Below are 22,227 nucleotides of genomic sequence, written 5' to 3' on the forward strand. Positions count from 1 at the left end.
GCCCGCCCCCCCCCCCCCGGCGCGCCCCCCGGGCCCGGGGGGCCCCCCCGGGGCCCCCCGGGGCGCCCCCGGGGGGGGCGGGGCCCCCGGCCCGGTCCGTGGCGGACCGGGTGACCGCCGGCGGCCGAGGCATGCCGTCAGGCCCGCAGCGACTTCTTGATGATCTTGCCGGCGGGGTTGCGGGGCACCTGCTCGATGAACTCCACCCGCCGCGGCCGCTTGTAGGGCGCGAGCTGCTGAGCGACGTGCCCGAGCAGGTCCGTGGCCCGGGTGTCCGGCTCGGCCACGACGTACGCCAGCGGTACCTCGCCGTAGTCCTCGTCGGGCATGCCGACGACGGCGGCGTCCCGGACCGCGGGATGGGTCATCAGGGCACGCTCGATCTCCGAGGGGTAGACGTTCTGGCCGGCCCGGATGATGACGTCCTTGGTGCGGTCCACGAGGTGGATACGGCCGGCCTCGTCGACGAACCCCAGGTCCCCGGTCCTGATCCAGCCGTCGAGGGTGATCTCGCGCGTGGCCTCGGGATCGTTCCAGTAGCCCTGCATGACGCCCGGCCCGCGCACGACGATCTCGCCGATCTCGCCGCGGGGCAGTTCCCCTCCGGCCTCGTCGGCCGCGCGGGCGGACATGCCGGGTACGACGCGTCCGCAGGGGATGCGCACGGTGACGTCCCCGGGAGCGGGGTGCTCGTCGGGGCCGAGGGTGACGAACGGCCCGCCGACCTCCGTCATGCCGTAGACCTGCCGGAAGCCGCAGCCGAGCCGCCGCACGGCGTCGGCGTACACGTCGAGGGGCATGGGCGCGGCGCCGTAGAGGAGCTCCCGCAGCGTGGACAGGTCGGCCCGCTCGGCGCCCTTGGCCCGCAGCATGAAACGCAGCATCTGCGGCACCATCCACAGGTGGGTCGCCCGGTGCTGTTCCACCGCGGCCAGCGCCCGCTGGGGGGTGAAGCCCGGCATGAGCACGATGGTGGCCCCGGCGGCCATGTAGGTCAGGGACACCACCATGCTGCCGTGGTACAGCGGGCAGCAGTTGACCATGACGATGTCGTCGGTGGGCCGGGCCATGACCAGCCAGCCCAGGGCGATGGCGCGGAACGAGGCGCTGTCGACCGTGACGCCCTTGGCCTGCCCGGTGGTCGCCGAGGTGTGCAGCACGGCGACCGGATCGGTGTCGGCCACCGCGGGAAGGACCCGGTCGGCGGCCATGGTCCCCAGCGCTTCGAACACGGGCTTGTCGAACGCCATCCTGATCCGCACCGACGCCGGCAGCTCGGGGTGCCGGTCCAGCAGTTCCGACTCGCCCAGAACGGCCACCGCGCCGACGCGTTCGACGATGCCGGCCACCTCGGGCACCGTCAGGCTGTGGTTCAGCGGGACGAACAGCGCGCCCAGCCGGGCGAGCGCGAAGTAGCTCTCCAGGACCTCGACGCGGTCCTTCGACAGGACGGCGACCCGGTCGCCGCGCTCGATGCCCAGGTCGGCCAGGCCACGGGCGAGTTCGAGCGTGCGGTCGTGGAACTCCGACCAGGTGAGCCTGCGCTGCTCGTCGACCAGTGCCGTCCGGTCGGGCCAGCACTGGCGGTTGCGTTCCAGCAGCTGTGTCAGCCACATCACGCACCGCCGCCGGAACCGGCCGCGGAACGCTCGGCCACGAACCGCTCGTAGTCGGCGATCGTGTGCAGCTTCTCCATGTCGTCGGCGGTGATCTCCACACCGGCCCGCTGCTCGACGAGCAGGACGAGACGCACCAGGTCTCCGGAGTCGATTCCGCTCGCGGCGAGGTCGACATCGTCGCCGACCCGCTCACCGTCGGCGAACTCCTGCGTACCGGTGAGTTCGACCAGCAACTCCCTGATGGTGCTCATGGTTTCCCCTTCCACCGCGGCGAGCCGGCCGCCGAGCGGATCGCGTCTGTCGCCTGTCAACCGAACAAGAGGCGCTCGCGCCGGACCGCAATCCCCGGGACCCGGCGTGACCTTTGTCACCCGCCCATGCCGTCGCCCGGGGGATTGCGGGCCCGCCGCGGGACCTCTTTCCGGGACGGAGGCTGCGCCCGACCTGCCGGGCGACGTGGGGAGCCACGACGCCCGAGGAGTGCCGAAGGAGTGATGCCAGTGGCCAGGCGAGGATTCCGGGGCGCGTACGCCCCTGTCGCGGCGGAGACCGGCCCGGGAGGCGGAGCATGAGCCCACCGCCGGCCGGCACCGCGGCCGCCGGCGAGGAGGAGCCGCTCGACCGTTTCGAAGCGCTCATCGCCGCGGGTGAGGCCGTCGAACCGCGTGACTGGATGCCCGACGGCTACCGGCGCATGATGGTTCGTCAGATCGCGCAGCACGCCCACTCCGAGATCATCGGCATGCAGCCGGAAGGTGCCTGGGTCACCCGGGCGCCGTCCCTGCATCGCAAGTCGGTGCTCATCGCCAAGGTCCAGGACGAGGCCGGCCACGGGCTGTACCTCTACTCCGCCGCCGAGACACTGGGGGTCGACCGCGCCGAACTCCTCGACGCCCTGCACCGGGGTCAGCAACGCGCCTCGGCGACGTTCAACCACCCCGCGCTGACGTGGGCGGACACCGGCACCATCGCCTGGCTGACGGACGGCGCCGCCGTGATCAACCAGGCACCCCTGTGCCGCACGTCCTACGGGCCCTACGCCCGGGCGATGCGCCGGGTCTGTCAGGAGGAGGCCTTCCACGTGCGTCAGGGCTACGACCTGATGCGCGCACTGTGCGAAGGGACGCCGGAGCAGAAGGCGATGGCCCAGGACGCGGTGAACCGCTGGTGGCTGCCGGCCGTGGCGCTGATGTTCGGGCCACCCGACACGGAGGCGGGCGGCGCCGACGCCCGGACCGCGGCGCTGGGTGCCTCGGTCTCCCGCCGCGCCATGGCCTGGGGGATCAAGCGTCACACCAACGACGAACTGCGCCAGCGTTTCGTCGACAGTTGCGTCCCGCAGGCCGAACGCCTCGGCCTGATCCTGCCCGACCCGGCGATCCGGTGGAACGAGAAGCGCGGCCACTACGACTTCACCCCGGTCGACTGGGACGTCTACCGGCGTGCGCTCGGCGACGACACACACTGGGCCAGGCAGCGCATCGCGCACCGGCGTGCCGCGCACGAGGACGGCGCCTGGGTACGGGAGGCCGCCGCCGCGTACGCCGCCCGCACGGAGGCCGGCGGTGATGCCCCCGCCGCCCGGGACACCGGTGATCCGCCCGCCGCCCCGGGCGCGGGGAAGAGCGCTCACGACCGGACGGGGGAGCGCGTATGAGCCGGGAGCGAGAGGGCGCCCCCGCGTCCTGGGAGGTCTTCCTCAGGCCCCGACGTGGTCTGGCCCACCAGCACGTGGGCTCCGTGCGCGCCTCCGACGCGGACACGGCCCTGCTCACAGCCCGCGACCTGTACACGCGCCGCGGCGACCCGCTGTCGCTGTGGGTGGTCCGCTCGGACGCCGTGCACACCGCCTCCCCGGACGAACGCGACCCGTACTTCGCCCACGCCCGGCACAAGCCCTACCGGTACCCGCAGCAGTTCGCGCCGCTGACCGAGAAAGGCCCCGACGGTGACCACGACCACTGACCCGGCACCCCGCACCGCGGGAGGCTCCCGTGTCGACGCCCACCTCGCCGTACACCTGCTGCGCCTCGGTGACGACGCCCTCGTCCTCGGGCAGCGGCTGTGCCAGTGGATCACGCGGGCGCCGACCGTCGAAGAGGACCTGGCGCTGTCCAACATCGCCCTGGACCTCGTCGGCCAGGCCCGGATGCTGCTCACCCTCAGCGGACGCGCCGACGGAACCGGCCGCGGCGAGGACGACTTCGCCTTCACCCGATCCGAGCGCGAGTTCACCAATGCCCTGCTGACCGAGCTGTCGAACGGGGACTTCGCGGCGACCATCGCCCGGCAGCTCGCCTACACCCACTACGCCGTCCTGTACTACGAGGCGCTGGGCGGCTGCGCGGACCCCGAACTGGCCGCGTTCGGGCAGCGCGCCGCCAAGGAGGTGGCGTTCCACCGGCTGCACGCCGACACCTGGACCGAGCGACTGGGCCTGGGCACACCCGAGAGCACCCGCCGGATGCAGCGGGGCCTGGACCAGGTGTGGCCCTACACGGCGGAACTGTTCGACGAGGACGACGTGCTGCGTCACCTCGTCGCGGCCGGCGCGGTGCCCTCACCGGCTCCGCTGCGCCCGCTGTGGGAGCAGCGGACGGCCGAGGCCGTCACCCGCGCCGGACTCACCGTGCCCACTCCGCACTGGCAGGCCCGTGGTGGGCGCGCGGGCCTGCACACCGAGGAGTTCGGGACGCTGGTCGCCGAACTGCAGTCGGTTCACCGCCAGTTCCCCGGAGGCACCTGGTGAGCGATCGAACGCCTCCCGCGGCACGGCCCGGACCCCGCCGCCCCGCGCGTACGGCACAGGAGCTCAGGGTGCTGGTGGAGGCCCTGCCGGACCCGGAGCTGCCCGTGATCGGCCTCGGTGACCTCGGCGTGATCCGCTCGGTCGCCCCCGCCGCCGACGGAGTACTCGAGGTGGAGGTCACCCCCACCTATCTGGGCTGTCCGGCACTGCCGGCCATCGTCTCCGCGATCGAGGAGGTGCTCGCGGCCGGCGGTCACCCGGACGGGCGGGTCCGGCAGGTGCTGTCCCCACCGTGGACGACGGACCGCATCACGGCCGCCGGGCGGGACAAGCTAGCCGCCCACGGCATCGCCCCACCCGCGGCCGCGCAGCAGGATGGACCGGTCCTCGTCCGGCTCGCCGGGGTGCTCTGCCCGCACTGCGGCTCCCGGGCAACCCGGCCGCACAGCGCCTTCGGGCCCGCCCGCTGCCAGTCGGTGCTGCGCTGCACGGCCTGCCACGAGCTGTTCCCCCACCTGACCGCGCTATGAGGCCCCCCGTGAACACCGCCACCACCGCTCCCACCGGGCATGCGGCCCGGCCCGCCGCCCGGGCTCGGGCCGTCGGCCGGCACACCGGCTGGCACCGGCTCGCGGTCGCGGGGGTCCGGCACCTGCCCGAGGACGCGGTCGCCGTCACCCTGCACGTCCCCGACGCCCTGCGGGAGATCTTCGCCCACCGGCCCGGCGAGCACGTCGTCGTCCGGCACCGCGGTACCGGTACCGGCACCGAGTTGCGCCGCAGCTACTCGGTGTGCCCTCCGCCGGACGATCCGGCCGCGCTCCGCCTGGTGATCAGGCGCGGCGCCCCCGACGGCTTCGGCGCCTACGCCATGAGCGGCCTGGCACCGGGCGACATCCTCGAACTCTCCCCTCCCCGAGGGGCCTTCGCCCTGCCGGAGCGACCCGGAGCCCACCATGTCCTGGTCGCGGGCGGCTCCGGCATCACCCCGCTCGCCGCCATGGCCGCGGCCGCGCTGCGCGAGGACCCGGACTGCCGGGTCTCCCTGATCCACTCGGTGCCCACCCCCGCGCACGCCCTGCTCGCCGACGAACTGGCCGTGGTGAAGGACGCGTTCGTCGACCGGTTCACCGCCCTGTACGTCCTCACCCGGGAGGAACGGGACAATGGCCCGCTGCGCGGGCGGATCGACGCCGAGAAACTGCCTCGCCTGCTCACCGCGCTCCACGCCCGCCCCGGCCGCGGCACCACGTTCGCCCTGTGCGGCCCGGCCGGCCTGGTCGCCACGGTCCGGCAGGCACTGGCGGAATGGGGCGCCGCCCCGGACCTCGTCCGCTGGGAACCGTTCACCCTCGGCGACACGCCACGGACACCGCCACCGGCCGATCCGACGACTGCCCCGCACGAGACCCGCGTCACCGCGGTGTTCGACGGCCACCAGCGCGTGGCCACCGTCGGCCCACAGGACGCCGCACTCCTCGACGCGCTGCTGCGCACCCACCCCGACGTGCCCTACGCGTGCCGCGAGGGCATCTGTGGCAGTTGCCGGGCCAAAGTCCTGGCCGGCCAGGTGACGACCGGCTCCCAACACGCCCTGGACGCCGGGGAACTGGCCGCCGGCTACACGCTCGCCTGCCGCGCCCGGCCACTCACCGGCGAGATCACCCTCGACTTCGACGCATGAGCGATGCACACCATCCCCGCCACGGCCGGGACTCCCGGATGAAGGAGAAGACGATGACCACCCCCCTGCGGCACGCGGGCAGGACCGCCCTGGTCACCGGAGGCAGCCGCGGCATCGGCCGGGCCATCAGCCGGCGGCTCGCCCGCGAGGGAGCCCTGGTGGCCGTCCACTACGGGCACGACCGGGCGGCGGCCGAGCGGACCGTCAAGGAGATCGAGGCCGATGGCGGGCGCGCCTTCCCCGTCCACGCCGAACTCGGCGTGCCCGGTGACGCGGACGCGCTGTGGGCGGCCTTCGGCCGTGCGCTGGCCGGCCAGGACGCCGAACCCGGGCTCGACATCCTCGTCAACAACGCCGGTATCACCGTCCCGCGCCGGATCACGGACGTGACCGAGGCCGAGTACGACCGGGTGTTCGCCATCAACACCAAGGCGCCGTTCTTCATCGTCCAACGCGGCCTGGACCGACTGCGCGACGGTGGCAGGATCGTGAACGTCTCCTCGGTGGCCACCCGCGTCGCCTTCCCGCCGATCATCGCGTACACCATGACCAAGGCCGCGCTGGACTACCTCACGCTGGCCCTCGCGCAGGAACTGGGCCCCCGGGGCATCACGGTGAACAGCGTCGCCCCCGGCTACACCGAGACAGAGATCAATCCCACGCTCAGCATCCCGGAGATCCGCCAGAGGTACGCGGACGCCTCGGCGTTCGGCCGGCTCGGCGCCCCGGCGGACATCGCGGACGTCGTGTCCTTCCTGACCGGCGACGACGCCCGCTGGGTGACCGGCCAGTGGATCGACGCATCCGGCGGCGCCCACCTCGGCGTGTGAGACCTGAGCCCTTCCCGCCGCGCCGCGCGGTGGCCGCCCCCGGTCGACGGCAGCACCAGGAGACCCCATGAATGACAGCACGCCCGCACCCGCCCACCCGGCCGCGGACGACTCCCTGACCCAGCCCCGCGCGGGCGCCAGCCCCTACGACGCCTACGTGCACGCGTCCGTCCTCAACACTCTCCAGCACCCCCTCACCGAGGCTCCGGACGAGATGGGGTTCGTCGTCACCACACAGGTGATGGAGCTGTGGTTCACCCTGATCGTCCACGAGTGGCGCATGGCCAGGACGGCCTTCGCGAAGGACGACCTGAACACCGCCATGGACGCCCTGGTGCGCAGCCGTCGCGCCCTGACCGCCCTCAACGCCTCCTGGGCGCCGCTCGCCGCCCTGACACCCGCTCAGTTTAACGGCTTCCGGGCGGCGTTCGGCCAGGCGTCCGGCTTCCAGTCGGCGATGTACCGGCACATGGAGTTCCTCCTGGGGGACAAGTCCGCCTCGATGCTCCGCATGCACCGGGGTGACACCGCCGTGCACGAGGCTCTCAGCGAGACGCACCGTGAACCGTCTTTGTACGACGAGGTCCTGGGCTTCCTGAACCGGCAGGGACTTCCCGTCCCCGATCATGTGCGGGAACGGGATGTGACGGCCCCCTACCGCTCGGACCCGGGCGTCGTCGAGGTGTGGCGGGGAATCTACGCCGGCTCGCGGCACCACCCGCTGCTCGCCCTCGGTGAACTGCTCACCGACGTCGCCGAACTCGTCCTGCGCTGGCGCTTCGACCACGTCATGGTCGTACGCCGTGCCATGGGCGGCAAGAGCGGCAGCGCCGGCTCCACCGGGCTGGCCTGGCTGGAACAGCGCGCCGTCCGCCCGGTCTTCCCTGAACTGTGGGAGGTGCGCGGTGGTGTCTAGGGTCATCTCCGCCTTCGCGGCCGAGGAGGAGAAGCGGGTGCTGAGCCTGAAACCCGTGCTGGCACCGGTGCACGGCCGCTATGGGGACCACCCTCACCAGGTCTACGACGCCTGGCCGGCCGAGGACCCCGGCGCCCCGCTGGTGATCCTGCTGCACGGTGGATACTGGCGCTACGACCGGATGCATCTGACCCCCTTCGCGGCCTATCTCTCCCGGCGGGGCTTCGACGTGCTGCTGCCCGGCTTCCGTCGGTCCGGCGGAGCCGGCGGCTACCCGGAGACCTTCGACGACGTCGCACGGATCGTGGACACCCTGCCCGAGGGACGGCCGTACGTCCTGGCGGGTCACTGCTCGGGCGGCCATCTGGCCCTGTGGTGCGCGGCCCGCGGTCTGTTGCCCGCCGGTTCGCGCTGGCACACCCGCAGCCTGCCGACGAGCGTGCTGGCGCTCGCACCGATCACGGACCTCGCCGCCACCCGCCGCGACGACCTCAGCAACGGGGCGGCCCTGCAACTCCTGGGTGGAAAGGCGCTGTTCGGGGAGCGGCTGCCCTCGGTCGACCCCGTCACCCTGCTGCGCGACACGGGCACGACCGGCGTGCCGACGGTGCTGCTGCACGGCGCCGTCGACGAGGAGGTCCCGCTCACCCAGTTCGCCGACTACGCGGCCGTACACCACGACCTGAAGACCGTCGTGCTGCCCGGAACGGGCCACTACACGCTCATCGAGCCGGGCGCACCCGGCGCCTGCGCGGTCGCCGGCACCCTGTGGGAGATGTCGGCCGCCTTCGGCGCACGACCCGGCACCGACACCCGGAAGGCCACCCAGCCGTGACGACCGTCCCCACCGCCCTCGACGAACGGGCCGCGCAAGCCGACGCGGACGACGTCCTGGGCCCTCTCGCCGAGCGGTTCCTGCTCCCGGAAGGAGTCGTCTACCTCGACGGCAACTCACTGGGCCCCCTGCCGGCCGCCGTGCCCCCGTTCCTGACCGACGCCGTGACCCGGCAGTGGGGCACCGACCTGATCCGCTCCTGGAACGGCAACGGCTGGTGGGACGCGCCGCTGCGGGTGGGTGACACCATCGGCCGCCTCATCGGAGCGGCGCCGGGCCAGACGGTGGCGGGGGACTCCACCAGCGTGCAGCTGTTCACCGCGCTCAGCGCCGCCATCGCGCTGCGCCCCGACCGGCCGCTGCTGGTCACCGACCCCGGCCATTTCCCCACCGACCGGTATCTGGCGGAGGCGGTCGCCCGACGACAGGGCCTGCACGTGCGGCGGGTGCCTCCGGCCGGCCTCGCGTCCTTCCTGGCCGCGCACAGCGAGCGGGTCGCCGTGGTCAGCTACTCGCCGGTCGACTTCCGCACCGGGGAGCTGTACGACATGGCCGCGGTGACCGAGGCCACGCACCGCGCCGGCGCGCTCGCCGTGTGGGACCTGTGCCACGCCGCCGGTGCCATGCCGCTGCACCTCGACGCCCTCGGGGTGGACTTCGCCGTCGGCTGCGGCTACAAGTTCCTCAACGGCGGCCCGGGCGCGCCCGCCTACCTCTACGCCGCCCACCGCCACCACATGTCACTCGAGACCCCCCTGACCGGCTGGAACGGTCACGCCGCCCCCTTCGGAGCGGACCGGGACTACACCCCCGCGGCAGGTATCGCCCGCGCCCGTATCGGCACCCCGCCCATCCTCTCCCTGCTCGCCCTGGAAGCGGCACTCACCGTCTTCGACGACGTCGACCTCGCCCAGGTCCGCGCCAAGAGCCTCTCCCTGACGGACTTCCTCCTCCACTGCACCACCGAACTCCTCACCCCCCTGGGCATCGAACCCGTCACCCCGCCCGATCCCGCGCGCCGCGGCAGCCACGTCGCCCTGCGCCATCCCCACGCCCACGGCCTGACCCGTGCGCTGGGGGACCGGGGCGTGATCGTCGACATGCGCGCCCCGGACCTCCTCCGCTTCGGCGTGAACGCCCTGTACACCACCCATCACCAGCTGCTCACCGCCGCCCACCACCTGCGGGACATCGTGCGGGAGGCGGCCTACGACCCGGCTCCGGCACCCTCGGGCCCGGTCACCTGAGCACACGCGGAGACCCGGCTCTCCGATCCGCCCTGCCCCGCACATACCGGCCTCTTCGTGCCGCCGTGCGTCTCGCCGCGGCCAGGGCGTCGCCGACCGGCTGTTCCGCCTGCCGCGTGATCGGTGGCGGCCTGCCGGACACCCAGGTGTCCGTCCAGACGGTGTGCCCCGGTCCTCGGACCGAGGCGCAACTCTCCCCATGCGGCGAAGTGGCGCCGCGGGGCACGCTGCTGGAACCCTGGGTGCCGGTGCCTTCCGCCTCCAGTGGCAGCACCCCGGCTACGGGAAGGGCCGCCTGAAGGCGCTCGCGGAAGGGCCGGGCGCGGGGCTTGTGGCGCCGATGGACGACTGCGGGGACGGCAGCCGTTTCCTGCTGGAGCCGTCCGGCGCATACGGAAGAGGCCGGTACGTGAAGCGGATGCCAGGGCAGGGATGCGTGGGCATCAGGGGGCCGGACAGCGGCGCGGGCACCGAGGCCGTGATGGGCCGGTGTGTCGGCAAGGGCGGGCAGGTCTTCCGCATCGAGCCCGTCCCGTGACTCTCCTCCCGCACAGCCCTGCCGGAGGCCGTCATGCGGTCGAGAGGCGTCAATGCGGCAGCCTCCGAGGCCCGCGCCACCGGAGGCCGTCGTGGTTGGCCAGGCGGAGAGACGGTCTCGTACTCCCTGGCCGGGAAGGCCGGTTCCTCCCAGGTCAGCGCACCCGTCCCCGTGCTTTCAAGGGTACGTGCGGCAGTTCCGGCGCGGGCAGCGGATCCCCGTCGTAACCCTGCACCTCGCCGTAACGGGTCCCCTTCATCCAGTCCTCGCGGGCCTGCACGATCTCTTCGTGGGACCGGCAGATGAAGTTCCACCACATCACGATCTCCTCGCCGAAGGGCGGTCCGCCGAGCAGGACGACGCGGGCGGTGCCGTCCGACTCGTTGGCGAGGGCGAGGGTGTCACCGCCGTCCGGTACGTAGCCCAGCTCGGCCGGCCGCAGCAGGGTGCCGGCGGCGCGGACGTCACCCTGGTCGACGAGGACACCGTGCTCGAAGCCGGGGTCCACCGTAAGGGTGAGCGTGGCCCGCGGCTCCAGGACGATCTCGGCGCCGAGCAGTGGCGTGAAGGTCCGTACGGGGGAGGCCGCTCCGGCGAGGGAGCCCAAAAAGACCCGCAGCACGGCACCGTCGAGACGCGCCGGCTCGGGCACATGATGCTGGAAGTCCCGTGCGGTGTGCCGGTGTTCCCCGGGGAGCGCGACCCACAGCTGGACGCCGTGCAGCACGGTGGTGCGGGGTGTGGAGACCTCGGAGTGGCTGATGCCGTGGCCGCCGGTCATCAGGTTCAGCTCGCCGGGCCGTACAAGGGCGTGGCTGCCCAGGCTGTCCCGGTGCTCGATCTCCCCGCTGAACAGCCAGCTCACCGTCTGCAGCCCGGTGTGCGGGTGCGGGGCGACGTCCATGCCGCCACTGCGGGAGACGTCGTCGGGGCCGTAGTGGTCGGCGAAGCACCAGGCGCCGATCAGGCTGCGGGCCCGCTGGGGCAGCGTGCGCCGCACCGTCATCGCGCGGGGGCCGCCGAGCGGCACGTCGCGGGGACTGAGGATCTCGAGCGCCGGGTCCGGCAGGTTTCCTCCGGCGGGGGAGCCGCACCGCAGTTCGGCGGGCCTCACTTCGGTGTTGCTCACCGGAACCCACCTCCCCTCCATGGTAGTTTCAAATTCAACAACTATGTCACGATCATAGCCCCGAATCCGGCTCCCCGCACCCGTCGGGGCGAGGAGCCGGCGACGGCACCCGGAGGAGTCCAGGTCGGCCAGTCCCGTCCCGGCCGGCGGCACCCGGCGGATCTTCGTCGACAAGCAGAGCTGGAAGGCGTATCGCGCCCCCCTTGCAGACATCCGAGGCCGTCCGGGCGGTCGCCGCCGACGCCGGTCTTGTCCGCGCCCTGGTGGAGCTGGTCAACCTCCGTGTGTCGCAGATCAACGGCTGTGCCTACCGCCTGCACCTGCGCACCCGCGTCGCACCGCGGGTGGGCGAGACGCCCCAGCGGCTCGGCGTGCTCGCCGCCTGGCGGGACACCGAGCTGTTCACGCCCGCCCGAGCGGGCCGCCCTGACCCTGGCCGAGGCGACGACCTCCGCAGCGGACGGCTCCGCGCAGGGCACGGCCCGCTCGGCGCGCGGGAAGTGCTCACCGACGAGCAGATCCCGGCGGTGATCTGGGTGACCGTCACCATCAACGCGTTCAACCGGGTATCGGTCATGCGCAGGCATCCGGTGCGCCCGGAGCAGTGACGGCCCCTTGGCCTCGGGGGGCCCGGCCTACCGTCGCCAGCAGGTGCCCGACGAGGGGATTGCGGTCGTTCCTGCGCCATGCCACGGCGACCCGGGTGCGGGCGGTGCCGGGGGCGATCCGGCGGAAGGCGACGCCCTTGAGCCGGATGCGGCGGATGCTCGCCGGTGCCACGGACACACCCAGCCCGGTCTCCACGAGGGCGCACACGGTCTGCCACTCCACCGCGTGCTGCGACATCCGGGGCGTGAACCCCGCCGCCTCGCACAGGCCGGTGATCTGGTCGTACAACTGTGGGCCGACCGCGCGCGGCAGCAGCACGAACGGCTCGTCGGCCAGCTCCTCCAGTCGCACGCTCCGTCTGGCGGCCAGCGGGTGGGCCGACGGCAGCACGGCCACGAAGGGCTCGCTCAGCACGGTCCGGAAGTCCAGCTCCGCTTCCCCGGCCGGGGGTTCCCGCAGCAGTCCGATGTCGATCGTACGGTCGCGCAGGGCGTCCAGCTGCGGTGCCGTGGTCATCTCGTGGATGTCGAGACGCGCGTCGGGGAACCGCTGCCGGAAGTCGCGCAGCAGGCCCGGCAGGACGGTCAGGGCGAGGGAGGCGGCGAAACCGATCCGCAGCCGTCCGGCCCGTCCGCTGCCGACGGCCCGTGCCGCGGCCAGCCCGTCGGCGAGCCCGGCCAGGGCCCGGCGGGCGGCGGGCAGTAGGGCGTGGCCGGCCGGGGTGAGCGTCACACGCCCCGGTGCCCGGTCGAACAGCGGATGGCCGACCTTCTCCTCCAGCCGGCGGATCTGCTGGCTCAGTGGCGGCTGGGCGATGCCCATGCGGGCGGCCGCGTGACCGAAGTGCAGTTCCTCGGCGAGCACGACGAAGGCGTGCAGTTGCGGCAGAGGCAGTTCGGGGCGCTCCATATCCCAAGGGATATCACCTCATGCCGATCTTCGTATTAGACGTATCCATGCTGGTCGCCTAGCGTTCCGCGCATGACAGAACGACGTGCGATCCTCGGCGGCTCGCCCTTCGAGGAGCGGATCGGCTACGCCCGTGCCGTGGTCGACGGCGACTGGGTGCATGTCTCCGGGACCACCGGCTTCGACTACACCACCATGGCGATCCCGGACGATGTGGTGGCCCAGGCCGAGCAGTGCCTGCGCAACATCGAGGCGGCGCTCACCCAGGCGGAATGCACGCTCGCGGACGTCGTGCGGGTGCGCTACCTGCTGCCCGACCGCGCGGACTTCGAGCCGTGCTGGCCTGTGCTGCGCCGCTGCTTCGGCGAGGTCCGCCCCGCCGCCACCATGCTGGCGTGCGGCCTCGCCGACCCCCGCATGAAGATCGAGATAGAGGTGGACGCCCGACGCCGCGCGGGCTGACCCGGTGAACGCGGCCACCGGTCACGCCCCGCGGACCGCCCCCTTGAACGGCTCACCGGCTCGCGGTGTCGTACGCGCCCTTCACCGGACGGAGAAAGCCGGCCCAGCCTCCCTCCGGTTTCTCACCGACCTGCAACGTGCGCAGTCGGGCGAGGACGTCCGGCTCCTGGGTGTCGAGCCAGTCGACGAACTGCCGGAAGGAGACCAGGCGTACCTCCTTCCGGTCGGCGATCCGCCTGAGGGCCTCCTCGGTCGCGTCCATGTAGATGCCGCCGTTCCACTCCTCGAAGTGGTTGCCGATGAACAGGGGCGCGCGGTTGGTCTCGTACGCCCGCTCGAACCCGGCCATGTAGGACTGAGTCGCCTGAGCACGCCAGTAGGGGTAGTTGTACGAGGGGGCCCGCGTCGAGTTCTTCGACTGGTTCGCCAGCATGTTGTAGTCCATGGAGAGCACCTCGAACCTGTGTCCGGGGAAGGGGATGCTCTGCAGGGGCAGGTCCCAGACGCCTCGCCGCTTCCTCGGCCAGCGTTGCAGTCCGCCCGGTGACGAGGCGTCGTAGCGCCAGCCCAGCTCCCGCGCGACCGGCAGCAGGTTCTCCTGCCCGAGCAGGCACGGGGTGCGGCCGCCGGCCAGTTCCCTGTCGTAGTCGAAGGGCAGCGGCGGGTGGTCGCGCCAACCGGTGTGGGTGCGCCAGGACGTGACGAACGTACGGGCCTGCTCGATCTCCGAACGCCACTGCGCCGGGGTCCAGTCGGCCACCGAGCCCGGGCCGGCGCAGAAGTGCCCGTTGAAGTGCGTGCCGATCTCGTGGCCGTCGAGCCAGGCCTGACGCACATAGGTGAGCGTCTCCTTGATGTGTCCGTCGGTCAGGTAGCCGATGTCCGATGCGCCGGCCGGGTTGTTCGGCGGCCGGTACAGCCGCTTCTTCCCCTCCGGCAGCAGATAGAGGGCGGACAGGAAGAACGTCATGTGCGCACCGTGGGCGCGGGCGAGGTCCAGGAACCGCGGGAACAGGCCGGTGCCGATCTCGCCGGCGCCGTCCCAGGAGAACACCACGAACTGCGGCGGCGCTGCACCGGGTTCGAGGGGCGTGGGCGGGTCTGGCTGGTGCGGTTGCCGTCCGGTGTACGACGTCGAGCCGTCACCGATCAGCCGGGGTGCCCCACCCGGCCCGCCGGGGGCACCGGGAGCGGTGGGGTGGTCCTGTCCACCGCATGTGGCCAGCGAGACGGCGGCCACACCGATGCCGGCGCCGAGGCCCAGGCGTGCCACGCCCCGGCGGCTGATTCCACTCATCCCCACCCCCACCCGCGCCCTGCCGACACGTTGCTCGCTCCTCGATCGGTGGCCTCTCCATTGGGGACAATAGATCGGATTAACATATAAATCGGCTGATTTGATGCGGCGTGGCGCGCGGATTCCACGCGCGGCGGCCGTCCGGGAATGCCGGGCTGCACAGCCTCGGGCGCATGCCGCCGGATGCCGGGGGTCATGACACGGGCGACGGTGACGTGACCGGCACGAATGGACGCGCGGCGGTTCAGCGGAACGCCGCGATGTTGCGTGCCGCCCAGGCGGCGAAGGGGGTGGCGGGCCGGCCGAGCAGGCGCTCCACGTCCGGGCCGACCGCCTGCTCCTCGGGGGTGGGCTCGCCGAGGATGGCCAGCGTGCCCTCGGCGACCGCGGGGGGCATGACGCGGATCATCTGCGCCCGGGCCTCCTGGCGGCTCTGCTCCATGAACGCCACCGGTTCGCCGAGTGCCTCGGCTATGGCGGTGGACCGCTGCCGTGGAGTGGTGCCCTCGGGGCCGGTCAGTGTGTACGTGGCGCCGTCATGACCGTCCTCCCGTAGTACGGCCGCGGCGACCGCGGCGACGTCGACCGGGTCGACGAACGGTAGTGCCACGTCGGCGAAGGGTGCGGCCGCGGTGCGGTACCGGCGGACCGGTTCCGCCCAGGCGAACGCGTTGGACGCCATGCCGCCCGAGCGCAGGACGGTGAAGGTCAGCCCCGATCGGGCCACGGCCGCCTCGAAGGTGGCGGCGTGGGTGTATGTCTCCGGTCGGGTGCCCACACCCTGGGAGGACAGCAGCACCACCTTCGTGACCCCGGCCGCGACGGCCTGCCGCAGAACACCGGCCGGCTCGTCGCCCGCCACGAGCAGGAACAGGGCCTTGGCCCCTTCCAGTGCGGGGGCGAGGCTCTCCGGCTGTCCGAGATCGGCGGCGACGGCCCGCACGCCCGGGGGAACGTCTTCGTTCCCGATCCGTCGCGCGACGGCGGTCACCGCCTCCCCGGCCGTGATCAGCTCGGCGATCAAGGCCCGCCCGACGTTCCCCGTGGCGCCCGTGACAACGATCATGAGATCTCTCCTCGTGTTAGTTAGTTGACTAACTAAGTCGGACGATAGTGTGCGCCACCCGCCGGTGTCCATCCCCGGTTATCCTTAGTCAGGTGACTGACTCAGAATCCGCCGCGGCGGTCGAAGCGCCACGACCGAGCCGATCCGGACGGGGTGGCAAGCGCGAGCGCCTCGTGAACGCGGCCGTCCAGGTCTTCCACGAGCAGGGCGTGGAGAAGACCACCCTCGGCGACATCGCCCGCGTGGCCGACGTCCCGCTCGGCAACGTCTATTACTACTTCAAGACCAAGGACCAGCTGGTCGAAGCCACGGTGGACGCCCACTGCGACCAACTCGGCACGCTGACAGCCCAGTTGGACAGGCTCCCGGACCCCGCGGCCCGGCTGGAGGCGCTCGTCGCCGGGTGGGTCGAGCAGCGGGAGACGGCTGCCCGCTTCGGCTGCCCGTTCGGCACCCTCGCCACCGAACTCGACAAGCGCGACGACGGCCTGGGCCAGGTCGCCGCGAAGGTCATGCGGGCCCTGCTCGACTGGGTGGAGTCCCAGTTCGCCCAGCTCGGCCGCTCCGACGCCCCGGCCCTCGCCATCGAACTCGTCGGCGCCTACCAGGGCATGTCGGTCCTGACCCACACCCTCCGGGACCCGGGCCTGATGGCCGCCCAGGGGGAACGGCTCCAGTCCTGGATCGACGGGATCGCCGGACGGTAGAGCAGGCGGTCGGACAACCGGGGGAGACCGGCCCGCGGGCATCGGGCCGGATCCCGGCGCAAGCTTCACCGGTGAGGGCCCCAAAGGGGAGTTGATCCCCCCACTCCCACGCGGACACCTACGAGGTCTCCTATGTCACCCAGGGCGCGGTAGCGGGCGCAGGCCACGACCAAGGTGATCGAGTCGGTTCTGGTGGAGCGCGCATCGGCCCGGCCCCGGTCCGCGCTCGCCGGGACGCGCTGACGTCCGACTGGGGGAGCCGCCGCTCGTGGCCCTCCCTGAGCGGGCCTCACGTCCTCTGGTGCTGCTCCTCGGCCGGGACCGGCAGCACGATGATGCGTTGGACGGCCCGGCTGAGGACCAGCACGCCCGCGACGATCAGCAGGACACCACAGGCCTCCGGCACGAGCCACCACCCGGTGCGGACCCGCTCGTCGAAGAGGGTGACGCCCAGCGTCAGGCTCACCACCGCGTCGCCGATGGTCAGCGCGGGCTGCGCCGCGGCCAGCGGACCGGCCTGCAGCGCGTTCTCGAGCAGGAGCACGGAGGCGACGCCGGCGAGCGCGAAGCCGTACGTCTGCCACGACCGCAGGAACGCCGTGAAGCCGTGGTCGGCGAATGTGCCGCTGGCGGACTTCAGGAGGGCGGCGGTCAGGGCGTTGCCCGTCGCGGAGGCGGCGGCCAGGAGCGCGGCGCGGCGGGCCGGCGGGTGTCCCCGGGCGGCCAGGAGAACGGTCGCGGCCATCGCGCCGGCACACAGGCACAGGGCCGGGATCCACCGGACGAGGGGCGCCTGATCGGTCGCGCCGTGCGGGGCGGCCGCGATGAGCAGCACGGCGAGGCCCCCCACGCAGCCACCGATTCCCCACCAGCCCGAGCGGGGCAGCCGCCGGTGCATCAGTGGAGCTGCGACGAGCAGAGCGAACGGCAGCTCCAGGATGAACAGCGGCTGGACCAGGGCGAGCGGGCCGTTGACCAGGGCCAGGCTCTGGAACAGCGCGGCGCAGATCACGCCGGCCATGCCGATCATCCAGAAGGGCCGGTGCACCAGCTCCACGAGCAGCCGGATCCCGCCGCGGCTGCTGGCCGAGGCCGCCTTGCGCTGGAACGCGGTGCCCACGGCGTTGCTCGCCGCTCCCGCGACGGCGAACGCCGCGGCCAGTTCGATCACGACCGTCTCCCGCCTGCGGGCAGTCCTCCCGAGGAGGATCGGGCCCCTTCAGCCTACGAAAGGCTGCGCTGCCACGCCCGGCCCAGCCGTGGGGCAGGATGACCGCCCGGTCGGTGACCGTCGGTCGGAGGGACCGCGGTGACCGGGCCGAAAGCGGTTCCGCGGCACCCGATGCCGGGGTCGGCGGCCAGCACGTACTCCGCCATCGAGGCCGGTGCGCCCGGCCGGCCGGGCGGGCGGACGCGGGTTCGGCGGTGCGCAGGAGGTAAGCCGGACGAGCGATACGGCCGAATCCGGGGTACCTGCCCGAGGAGGCCGGTCGGGTGAGGGACTTGGAGGAGTGCATGACTCAGGCGGTCCGCGAGATCATGACCTGCAATCCGGTCGCGGTGGCGCCGGACACCCCGGTCTGCGAGGTCGCCGCCCGCATGCGCGACGAGGACATCGGCGCGGTGCTGGTCTGCGCGGGTGACCGGCTGCGCGGGCTGGTCACGGACCGGGATCTGACCGTGCGGATCCTGGCCGAGGGTGGAGACGTCACCGGGCGGACGGTGGCCGAGGCGTGCAGCAGCGAGCTGGTCACCGTGGCCCCGGACGACGACGTGGACCGTGCCGTGCAGCTGATGCGGGGCAAGGCGTTGCGGCGGCTGCCGGTGGTCGAGGACGGGCGCGTGGTCGGGATCGTCGCCCTCGGCGATGTGGCCGTGGAGTACGACCCGGAGTCCACGCTGGGTCTCATCAGCGCGGCCGGCCCCACCCGGTGACCCCCGGGCGGGGCCGGCCGAGTGGACCACTCAGGAGACCGCCAGGACGTCCGGTACACGGCGCCCTGTCCGCACCAGCGGTGGACGTACACGGTGACCGTGCCCGAGATGCCGGTGGAGAACGGTACCGTCAGCTTCGACCCGACGAGGACGAGGCCCACACGCCGCCGGTAGCGCCGCCACTGACGCCGAGGTAGGCGTTCTCGCAGGTCCACGACGCGAGCGACCACGTCTCGAAGTCACCGTTGCCGGATACGGCGGTTCCGCCCGGTCCGTCGACGGTCAGGCTGAGCGTGGAGCCGCGCCGGGTCGAGCCCGCCGTGACGGCGACCGCGCGGACTTGGGTGCCGGTGTCGCGGTGGTTCCGGCCTTGACCGCGGTGCCGCCTACGGTGACCGAGGCCGGGCCGAGTGCGGCCGTCCCCCCGTTCGGCGCGGCTCACCGTCAGGCCGACGGTCCGGGCGCTGCCCGACGTCTTCGACGTCACCGACGTCACCGCCCCGCCGGGGTCGACCGGTCAGGGCTCCCCTTCGGGCTGGGGCATCGCCTTCTCCACCGAGGCGATCTCCCTCGGCATCCGTCCCCGTGCCCTCGGTGTTCCTGGTCTCCCCGGGCCGCGGGGCCGTCCTGCCGTCCCGGCCCCGCGGCTGCGGTACGGCACCCCGGCGGGCGGAGAGCGCCGAAGCACCGGGCACGCGAGGCGGGACGCGCCCTGAGCACGGGGCCGGGCGGCATCGCCGCTCCCCGTGGGCGGCGTCGTGTCGGCCAGGCCGGACGCCACCTCGATCACGGGTCAGGGCAACCGCGCCGGCTGCACGCAGCGCCGCGTCGGCCGGCCGGGTCGGCATCCTGACCACGGGATCACGCGGCGTCCCGGCCGGCCGTGCGCAGAGCCGCGTCGGCCTCGCGTACACGCCATTCCTCCACCGTGTCCCGCTGGTGGCCAGCCCTGTCGAGGAGTGCGTCGAGCAGCGCGGCATCCAGGCGCTCGTCGGTCGAGGCGATCCGGCGCAGGGTGGCCCACCCGGCCGCCTTGCCCTCCACCCCCAGCCGCAGCGCTTCCAGTTCCAGCACGGTGCTGAGCGGAGAGCGTCGCACCAGGCGGCCGTTGCCCTTGAGCCGAGCCGCCTTCTCGGCCGTCCAGCCCGTCCAGACCTTGTAGCGGCGTACGGGGACGCCCAGATCCCGCATGATGTCCAGCAGCGCCGCCCGGTCCTCGTCGATCTCGGCGGCGACGGGAGCCAGAGCACGGCCGAGGGCGGAACCGCGGGAGGCGCGTGCCAGGTACCCGGCCCGCTGGGCGCCCGCGGTGGCGCCGGCGAGGTGGTCGTTGAGATAGATACCGAGCAGCTTCATCTGGGTGCCGCCGGTGGACTCGGGCCCGGGCGTACCGGACCGCGCTGGGCCGTTCATGACGGGCCTCCTCCGTAGGTTCGGACGTGCGCGTTCACGGCGTCCGGCCGCGCGCGGCGCGCTCACCGTCGTCGTGACGCGTACCAGGCAGGGTGTGCGGGGCGTCGAGCCGAAACCGAACCGCACGGCCGGCGTGACCGGGGCGAGGGAGCCGAGGTCCCGTCCTTCGAGGACGGTGCTCGCCGCGGTGATCCGGTGCAGATCACGCGCGCCGTACCACTCGCGCCGGCCGCCGCCGGCGCTCCCGCGGGTCCGCGCGCCGAGCAGCACGCGGGCGGCCGGGTCGGTCACCGCCGTCCACCAGGTCCGGGCGGTCAGCGCACCGGGGACGGCCCTCAGCAGGAGCCCGGACGGACCCCTGCGGCCGACGGTGAGGCGCAGGTCGAGCAGCGAACCCGCGGTGACCGTCCACTGGTTCCCGGCGACGCGGACGCGTACCGGCACCACCCGCACCTCGTCGAAGGCATAGGTGCCGGCGATGAAGTCCGCCGTGCGCCGCGTCGGGGCCAGCAGCAGGCGGTGGCCGTCCTCCCGTTCGAGCATCACGTCGCTGAACGGGCCGAAGGGCGAGCGGGGCCAGTGGCCGAGCACCACGCGGGTGCCGGACGTCGTCCCGATACCGGCGATCCAGCCGTCGAAGCACAGCCGAGCGACTCGGACGGGGCCCGGCAGGCCCGGCACGGACCGGTTCATCCGCCCGGGGCGGCGAGGTGGCGGACCCGACCGCGCCGCCGTACCGGACGTGAGACACCCAGGCGCACGTTCCGCACCCCGTCCGAGAAGTGCACGACCGGCTCCGTCGCGGGTGGGGGCAGCCCCGCCGCGCGGGTGAGGGTCTCCTCCATCGCGTCGAGGCGCGCCTCGCGCAGGGGCCAGGGCGCGTGCTCGACGGGGGTCTCCCAGACCGCGCCGAGGTGCCGGGTGAAGGCGCGCCAGCGCGAGGTCAGCCACACGTCCATGCGGGTGGGCCGGATCGGCTCGCCCGGACGGACGGACAGTGGTAGCAGGGCCCGTCGCTCCGCCGGGCGCCGGTGTAGGCCACCGAACCGTCGCGCCGCGCCAGCTCCAGGCGGCCGACGTGGTAGGGCGCCCCCACCGCGCGGGCGGCCAGCATCACCGGGCAGGCCACCTCGATGGACAGGAACCACAGCCCGTCCCGCCCGTCGGGGCCACGCACATAGGTGCGCAGATTCGTCTCCGCGAAGGAGGGCAGGGCCGCGGGCGACCCCGGCGGGCGCACACCGGCCATGACGAACGGCGTGAGGCTCACCCACGCCGACCCGTCGTAGGTGTCCACGGCGAGCCCCTGCGGCAGCAGGAGCTGGACCTCATCGGGAGAGTAGGCCCAGTGCACGAACGTCTGGGTCAGCCAGCCGGCCCGCAGGGCGGCGACGTGGACACGCTGCTCCGGTCCGTACGAGACCACGCGCACCGACTCCCCCGGACGCAGGTGCCTAAACCCGGTGGCCCGCCTCCGGGTGTGCTCAGCCGCCCCACACGGACCAGGACGCCGTTCCGTGCGCGGACGCGAGGGCGGCGAGCACGACCAGGTCCGCGATGCCCAACCCGAGGCCCAGGAGCGCACGGAACCGGCGTGGGGTGTCCCGGCGCAGGGCGATGACGGCCAGCACGATGGCGATGGGGCCGAGGACGAGGTTGAGGACGAGCAGCCCGACGAGTCCGAGGACGAAGGAGGCCACGGCCATGCCTTCGGTGTCCCGCCGGCCCGTGTAGCGCGAGGGTGGAGCGGTCAGCCGCATCGTCAGGCCCTCCTTGTCCGGTTGCGGCGCCGCCGCTCCCGTCCCGCGAAGACGGCGAGCCAGACGGCGATGAGCGAGCCGAGCACCAGCGTGAGAGGCCAGGGGAGATACGCGGCCGCTCCCACGACGATGCCCAGCAGGAGCAGGGCGACGACCAGGAAGAGCACGCCTACCTCCCCGCTCCGGCGGTGGTGGCCACGGACGGCGGTTTCCTCGCCGGTGCCGTCGCCGGTTTCCTCGGCTGCCTGTGCAGCGGCTGCTGTGGCCGCTTCCTTAATGCGTTCATGACATCGCGGGTTACCCGCGAGTGGCCGTCTCACGCAGCTTTCCCCTGTGCGAGGAGCGTCGATGACGGCTCATCAGTGGCGAGGCGCCGGGAAGTGCCTCGTACAGGCGCCCGTGGGGGCACCTGACGGACATGAGCCCGCCGAAGCCACTCAGAGGCACGCTGATCGTGGTCCTGACGTACGCGGTGTCCGTCCCGTTGACGCGGTATCGCCGTGACGGAATGGACTGGGGCCC

At 73.0% G+C, this 22,227-nt stretch carries 26 protein-coding genes and 2 pseudogenes; 14 read left to right on the forward strand and 14 right to left on the reverse strand.

The features are described 5' to 3' along the window. Nucleotides 1-137: 137 nt before the first annotated feature. Nucleotides 138-1,616 carry an AMP-binding protein gene (locus ABZ079_RS33685; protein ID WP_356943259.1) on the reverse strand — a complete coding sequence of 493 codons (1,479 nt, stop codon included), beginning with the start codon at nucleotides 1,614-1,616 and terminating at the stop codon, nucleotides 138-140. Beyond that, on the reverse strand, nucleotides 1,616-1,870 hold the full coding sequence (locus ABZ079_RS33690; protein WP_356943260.1) for an acyl carrier protein: 255 nt from the start codon (nucleotides 1,868-1,870) through the stop codon (nucleotides 1,616-1,618). The genes ABZ079_RS33685 and ABZ079_RS33690 overlap by 1 nt, the downstream gene beginning before the upstream one ends. A 317-nt stretch (nucleotides 1,871-2,187) precedes the next feature. On the opposite strand from ABZ079_RS33690, the gene paaA reads away from it, so the two are divergent. The 10 genes from paaA to ABZ079_RS33740 all read left to right on the forward strand — a co-directional run bounded on the left by paaA (nucleotide 2,188) and on the right by ABZ079_RS33740 (nucleotide 10,418). Then, nucleotides 2,188-3,276, forward strand: coding sequence for a 1,2-phenylacetyl-CoA epoxidase subunit PaaA (gene paaA / locus ABZ079_RS33695; protein ID WP_356943261.1), 1,089 nt, complete (start codon nucleotides 2,188-2,190; stop codon nucleotides 3,274-3,276). Further along, nucleotides 3,273-3,584 carry a 1,2-phenylacetyl-CoA epoxidase subunit PaaB gene (gene paaB, locus ABZ079_RS33700; protein WP_356943262.1) on the forward strand — a complete coding sequence of 104 codons (312 nt, stop codon included), beginning with the start codon at nucleotides 3,273-3,275 and terminating at the stop codon, nucleotides 3,582-3,584. Before paaA ends, paaB begins: the two co-directional genes overlap by 4 nt. After that, the gene (gene paaC / locus ABZ079_RS33705; protein ID WP_356943263.1) at nucleotides 3,568-4,368 is read left to right on the forward strand and encodes a 1,2-phenylacetyl-CoA epoxidase subunit PaaC; all 801 of its coding nucleotides are present in this window, start codon (nucleotides 3,568-3,570) and stop codon (nucleotides 4,366-4,368) included. The genes paaB and paaC overlap by 17 nt, the downstream gene beginning before the upstream one ends. A 74-nt stretch (nucleotides 4,369-4,442) precedes the next feature. Beyond that, on the forward strand, nucleotides 4,443-4,898 hold the full coding sequence (gene paaD, locus ABZ079_RS33710) for a 1,2-phenylacetyl-CoA epoxidase subunit PaaD (RefSeq protein ID WP_356943317.1): 456 nt from the start codon (nucleotides 4,443-4,445) through the stop codon (nucleotides 4,896-4,898). An 8-nt stretch (nucleotides 4,899-4,906) separates the two neighbouring features. Continuing rightward, nucleotides 4,907-6,052 carry a 2Fe-2S iron-sulfur cluster-binding protein gene (locus ABZ079_RS33715; RefSeq protein WP_356943264.1) on the forward strand — a complete coding sequence of 382 codons (1,146 nt, stop codon included), beginning with the start codon at nucleotides 4,907-4,909 and terminating at the stop codon, nucleotides 6,050-6,052. Between the two features lie 53 nt (nucleotides 6,053-6,105). After that, on the forward strand, nucleotides 6,106-6,882 hold the full coding sequence (locus ABZ079_RS33720; RefSeq protein WP_356943318.1) for an SDR family oxidoreductase: 777 nt from the start codon (nucleotides 6,106-6,108) through the stop codon (nucleotides 6,880-6,882). A gap of 67 nt (nucleotides 6,883-6,949) precedes the next feature. Then, complete coding sequence (locus ABZ079_RS33725) at nucleotides 6,950-7,798, forward strand: tryptophan 2,3-dioxygenase family protein (RefSeq protein ID WP_356943265.1); 849 nt, start codon at nucleotides 6,950-6,952, stop codon at nucleotides 7,796-7,798. After that, nucleotides 7,788-8,633, forward strand: coding sequence for an alpha/beta fold hydrolase (locus ABZ079_RS33730; protein WP_356943266.1), 846 nt, complete (start codon nucleotides 7,788-7,790; stop codon nucleotides 8,631-8,633). Before ABZ079_RS33725 ends, ABZ079_RS33730 begins: the two co-directional genes overlap by 11 nt. Further along, entirely contained in the window at nucleotides 8,630-9,880 is a 1,251-nt protein-coding gene (gene kynU, locus ABZ079_RS33735; protein WP_356943267.1) for a kynureninase, read from the forward strand. The genes ABZ079_RS33730 and kynU overlap by 4 nt, the downstream gene beginning before the upstream one ends. A 199-nt stretch (nucleotides 9,881-10,079) precedes the next feature. Continuing rightward, the gene (locus ABZ079_RS33740; protein WP_356943268.1) at nucleotides 10,080-10,418 is read left to right on the forward strand and encodes a hypothetical protein; all 339 of its coding nucleotides are present in this window, start codon (nucleotides 10,080-10,082) and stop codon (nucleotides 10,416-10,418) included. Between the two features lie 154 nt (nucleotides 10,419-10,572). Here the strand turns inward: ABZ079_RS33740 and ABZ079_RS33745 are convergent, their stop codons facing one another. Then, nucleotides 10,573-11,547, reverse strand: coding sequence for a pirin family protein (locus ABZ079_RS33745; protein ID WP_356943269.1), 975 nt, complete (start codon nucleotides 11,545-11,547; stop codon nucleotides 10,573-10,575). A 160-nt stretch (nucleotides 11,548-11,707) separates the two neighbouring features. Between ABZ079_RS33745 and ABZ079_RS33750 the strand changes: the two are divergent. Continuing rightward, a pseudogene (locus tag ABZ079_RS33750) lies at nucleotides 11,708-12,155 on the forward strand (carboxymuconolactone decarboxylase family protein). On the opposite strand, the gene ABZ079_RS33755 reads toward ABZ079_RS33750, so the two are convergent. Then, nucleotides 12,121-13,065 (reverse strand): LysR family transcriptional regulator, encoded by a 945-nt coding sequence (locus ABZ079_RS33755; protein WP_356943270.1) that lies wholly within the window; start codon nucleotides 13,063-13,065, stop codon nucleotides 12,121-12,123. The pseudogene ABZ079_RS33750 and the gene ABZ079_RS33755 sit on opposite strands and share 35 nt — an antisense overlap. A gap of 72 nt (nucleotides 13,066-13,137) precedes the next feature. Here ABZ079_RS33755 and ABZ079_RS33760 point away from each other — a divergent pair, with 72 nt between their 5' ends. Next, nucleotides 13,138-13,527: a RidA family protein gene (locus tag ABZ079_RS33760; protein WP_356943271.1), complete on the forward strand. Its 390-nt coding sequence runs from the start codon at nucleotides 13,138-13,140 to the stop codon at nucleotides 13,525-13,527. Nucleotides 13,528-13,579: 52 nt separating this feature from the next. Here ABZ079_RS33760 and ABZ079_RS33765 read toward each other — a convergent pair whose 3' ends face one another. Both ABZ079_RS33765 and ABZ079_RS33770 read right to left on the reverse strand, forming a co-directional pair. Continuing rightward, nucleotides 13,580-14,824, reverse strand: coding sequence for a hypothetical protein (locus ABZ079_RS33765; protein ID WP_356943272.1), 1,245 nt, complete (start codon nucleotides 14,822-14,824; stop codon nucleotides 13,580-13,582). A 244-nt stretch (nucleotides 14,825-15,068) separates the two neighbouring features. Beyond that, nucleotides 15,069-15,890, reverse strand: a complete 822-nt coding sequence (locus tag ABZ079_RS33770; protein WP_356943273.1) for an NAD(P)H-binding protein — start codon at nucleotides 15,888-15,890, stop codon at nucleotides 15,069-15,071. A gap of 92 nt (nucleotides 15,891-15,982) precedes the next feature. On the opposite strand from ABZ079_RS33770, the gene ABZ079_RS33775 reads away from it, so the two are divergent. Then, nucleotides 15,983-16,597 carry a TetR/AcrR family transcriptional regulator gene (locus ABZ079_RS33775; RefSeq protein WP_356943274.1) on the forward strand — a complete coding sequence of 205 codons (615 nt, stop codon included), beginning with the start codon at nucleotides 15,983-15,985 and terminating at the stop codon, nucleotides 16,595-16,597. 289 nt (nucleotides 16,598-16,886) lie between these two features. On the opposite strand, the gene ABZ079_RS33780 is transcribed toward ABZ079_RS33775, so the two are convergent. Continuing rightward, nucleotides 16,887-17,768 carry a DMT family transporter gene (locus tag ABZ079_RS33780; RefSeq protein WP_356943275.1) on the reverse strand — a complete coding sequence of 294 codons (882 nt, stop codon included), beginning with the start codon at nucleotides 17,766-17,768 and terminating at the stop codon, nucleotides 16,887-16,889. A 344-nt stretch (nucleotides 17,769-18,112) separates the two neighbouring features. On the opposite strand from ABZ079_RS33780, the gene ABZ079_RS33785 reads away from it, so the two are divergent. Next, entirely contained in the window at nucleotides 18,113-18,532 is a 420-nt protein-coding gene (locus tag ABZ079_RS33785) for a CBS domain-containing protein (protein WP_356943276.1), read from the forward strand. Between the two features lie 130 nt (nucleotides 18,533-18,662). Here the strand turns inward: ABZ079_RS33785 and ABZ079_RS33790 are convergent, their stop codons facing one another. The 7 genes and pseudogenes from ABZ079_RS33790 to ABZ079_RS33820 all read right to left on the reverse strand — a co-directional run bounded on the left by ABZ079_RS33790 (nucleotide 18,663) and on the right by ABZ079_RS33820 (nucleotide 21,872). Continuing rightward, the gene (locus tag ABZ079_RS33790; protein ID WP_356943277.1) at nucleotides 18,663-19,019 is read right to left on the reverse strand and encodes a hypothetical protein; all 357 of its coding nucleotides are present in this window, start codon (nucleotides 19,017-19,019) and stop codon (nucleotides 18,663-18,665) included. A gap of 374 nt (nucleotides 19,020-19,393) precedes the next feature. Next, nucleotides 19,394-19,945: a hypothetical protein gene (locus tag ABZ079_RS33795; protein WP_356943319.1), complete on the reverse strand. Its 552-nt coding sequence runs from the start codon at nucleotides 19,943-19,945 to the stop codon at nucleotides 19,394-19,396. Between the two features lie 63 nt (nucleotides 19,946-20,008). Then, a pseudogene (locus tag ABZ079_RS33800) lies at nucleotides 20,009-20,638 on the reverse strand (hypothetical protein); the annotation flags it as partial. Then, entirely contained in the window at nucleotides 20,635-20,904 is a 270-nt protein-coding gene (locus ABZ079_RS33805; protein ID WP_356943278.1) for a DUF2071 domain-containing protein, read from the reverse strand. The gene ABZ079_RS33805 and the pseudogene ABZ079_RS33800, both read right to left, overlap by 4 nt. Continuing rightward, a complete protein-coding gene (locus tag ABZ079_RS33810) occupies nucleotides 20,889-21,371 on the reverse strand; it encodes a DUF2071 domain-containing protein (RefSeq protein ID WP_356943279.1) in 483 nt (160 codons plus the stop codon). The genes ABZ079_RS33805 and ABZ079_RS33810 overlap by 16 nt, the downstream gene beginning before the upstream one ends. Before the next feature lie 58 nt (nucleotides 21,372-21,429). Continuing rightward, nucleotides 21,430-21,705 carry a DUF4190 domain-containing protein gene (locus ABZ079_RS33815; protein ID WP_356943280.1) on the reverse strand — a complete coding sequence of 92 codons (276 nt, stop codon included), beginning with the start codon at nucleotides 21,703-21,705 and terminating at the stop codon, nucleotides 21,430-21,432. Nucleotides 21,706-21,707: 2 nt separating this feature from the next. Next, on the reverse strand, nucleotides 21,708-21,872 hold the full coding sequence (locus tag ABZ079_RS33820; RefSeq protein ID WP_356943281.1) for a hypothetical protein: 165 nt from the start codon (nucleotides 21,870-21,872) through the stop codon (nucleotides 21,708-21,710). Nucleotides 21,873-22,227: the final 355 nt, after the last annotated feature.

This window comes from Streptomyces sp. NPDC006314 (genome assembly GCF_040613075.1).
Taxonomy (GTDB): domain Bacteria; phylum Actinomycetota; class Actinomycetes; order Streptomycetales; family Streptomycetaceae; genus Streptomyces.

What these genes read in the sequence shown, in the direction of transcription:
- ABZ079_RS33740 (WP_356943268.1), top strand. Translation starts at nt 10,080, where the DNA reads ATGCGGCGAAGTGGCGCCGCGGGGCACGCTGCTGGAACCCTGGGTGCC.
- paaA (WP_356943261.1), top strand. Translation starts at nt 2,188, where the DNA reads ATGAGCCCACCGCCGGCCGGCACCGCGGCCGCCGGCGAGGAGGAGCCG.
- paaB (WP_356943262.1), top strand. Translation starts at nt 3,273, where the DNA reads ATGAGCCGGGAGCGAGAGGGCGCCCCCGCGTCCTGGGAGGTCTTCCTC.
- ABZ079_RS33690 (WP_356943260.1), bottom strand. Translation starts at nt 1,870, where the DNA reads ATGAGCACCATCAGGGAGTTGCTGGTCGAACTCACCGGTACGCAGGAG.
- ABZ079_RS33725 (WP_356943265.1), top strand. Translation starts at nt 6,950, where the DNA reads ATGAATGACAGCACGCCCGCACCCGCCCACCCGGCCGCGGACGACTCC.
- ABZ079_RS33765 (WP_356943272.1), bottom strand. Translation starts at nt 14,824, where the DNA reads ATGAGTGGAATCAGCCGCCGGGGCGTGGCACGCCTGGGCCTCGGCGCC.
- ABZ079_RS33685 (WP_356943259.1), bottom strand. Translation starts at nt 1,616, where the DNA reads ATGTGGCTGACACAGCTGCTGGAACGCAACCGCCAGTGCTGGCCCGAC.
- ABZ079_RS33770 (WP_356943273.1), bottom strand. Translation starts at nt 15,890, where the DNA reads ATGATCGTTGTCACGGGCGCCACGGGGAACGTCGGGCGGGCCTTGATC.
- ABZ079_RS33755 (WP_356943270.1), bottom strand. Translation starts at nt 13,065, where the DNA reads ATGGAGCGCCCCGAACTGCCTCTGCCGCAACTGCACGCCTTCGTCGTG.
- ABZ079_RS33785 (WP_356943276.1), top strand. Translation starts at nt 18,113, where the DNA reads ATGACTCAGGCGGTCCGCGAGATCATGACCTGCAATCCGGTCGCGGTG.
- ABZ079_RS33815 (WP_356943280.1), bottom strand. Translation starts at nt 21,705, where the DNA reads ATGCGGCTGACCGCTCCACCCTCGCGCTACACGGGCCGGCGGGACACC.
- ABZ079_RS33760 (WP_356943271.1), top strand. Translation starts at nt 13,138, where the DNA reads ATGACAGAACGACGTGCGATCCTCGGCGGCTCGCCCTTCGAGGAGCGG.
- ABZ079_RS33795 (WP_356943319.1), bottom strand. Translation starts at nt 19,945, where the DNA reads ATGAACGGCCCAGCGCGGTCCGGTACGCCCGGGCCCGAGTCCACCGGC.
- ABZ079_RS33720 (WP_356943318.1), top strand. Translation starts at nt 6,106, where the DNA reads ATGACCACCCCCCTGCGGCACGCGGGCAGGACCGCCCTGGTCACCGGA.
- ABZ079_RS33805 (WP_356943278.1), bottom strand. Translation starts at nt 20,904, where the DNA reads ATGGACGTGTGGCTGACCTCGCGCTGGCGCGCCTTCACCCGGCACCTC.